At 53.6% G+C, this 922-nt stretch carries 2 protein-coding genes and 1 tRNA gene; 1 reads left to right on the top strand and 2 read right to left on the bottom strand.

What is annotated here, in order from left to right:
- Positions 1-98 precede the first annotated feature (98 nt).
- The gene (gene secE, locus AGR13A_RS09540) at positions 99-299 is read right to left on the bottom strand and encodes a preprotein translocase subunit SecE (protein WP_003523719.1); all 201 of its coding nucleotides are present in this window, start codon (positions 297-299) and stop codon (positions 99-101) included.
- Between the two features lie 186 nt (positions 300-485).
- A tRNA-Trp gene (locus AGR13A_RS09545) sits at positions 486-561 on the bottom strand.
- Between the two features lie 191 nt (positions 562-752).
- On the opposite strand from AGR13A_RS09545, the gene AGR13A_RS09550 reads away from it, so the two are divergent.
- A partial coding sequence (locus AGR13A_RS09550; protein WP_139786064.1) for a histidine phosphatase family protein occupies positions 753-922 on the top strand: 170 nt, incomplete at its 3' end.

The raw sequence follows: 922 nt of genomic DNA on the forward strand, positions 1-922 counted from the left end.
CACCCCTTGTGCGCAAGGCCGATGTGGCCGCGTAATAACTTCGTATAGCATACATTATACGAAGTTATACGACATTTTTTATTCTCCGTTTCAATTCGTTACCGACCGACGTTCAGCACGAGGCTGAGCAGCCAGCCGATGAGCTGGTCAGCAGCAAAAAAGAACAGAGCCGCAAAAATGACCATCACCAGCACCATTGCCGTCGAAATCATGGTCTCGCGGCGCGACGGCCAAGTGATCTTTGACGCTTCGGCGCGAACCTGCTGCAGAAACGTAAACGGATTGGTTTTGGATGCCATTGACTGCCCACACAATTACGGCGCGTAAAGCCGATACTGATCAGCCCCACGCACCGCGTGTCTGTTTTGACCTTACATAAACGCCGATTCCCTTTTTAACAAGAGGAAATCGACATTCGGCGAAATTCGCCGGAAATCCGGCACCCATCTGCCATGCAGCGAGGATCCGCGCTTGCGAATGGAAAGTGGCAGGGGCAGAGGGGCTCGAACCCCCGACCTGCGGTTTTGGAGACCGCCGCTCTACCAGCTGAGCTATACCCCTTCAAACCAGAACCGACCGCGAAAATCGCTTGGCCAATTCGGTATGCGCTCCTTTAAGGTGCAGGGAAAAGAATGGCAAGTGTGTTTTTTGTTTTTTCACATTGTCTGGCAAAATACACCGACACGCCCCCTACCCCACAAGGCACAATGCCTATTCCCTTGATCTCTTTGACGCTCTCGACAGGAAATCTCATGAGTATTTATCTGGTCCGTCATGGCCAAACCGAATTTAACGCCGTCCAGCGCTGGCAGGGCCAGGTCGATTCGCCTTTAACGGAACTGGGACGCCAGCAGGCGGCCCGCGTGGGGCACCGGCTCGCCGCCATGACAAGAACCGATGAAGTGCATATTTTTTCCAGCCC

Origin of the sequence: Agrobacterium genomosp. 13 str. CFBP 6927, from assembly GCA_900012615.1 — a bacterium.
GTDB lineage: Bacteria > Pseudomonadota > Alphaproteobacteria > Rhizobiales > Rhizobiaceae > Agrobacterium.

Excerpts from the sequence above, each read along its gene's own strand:
- secE (WP_003523719.1), bottom strand. The coding sequence starts at position 299 with ATGGCATCCAAAACCAATCCGTTTACGTTTCTGCAGCAGGTTCGCGCC.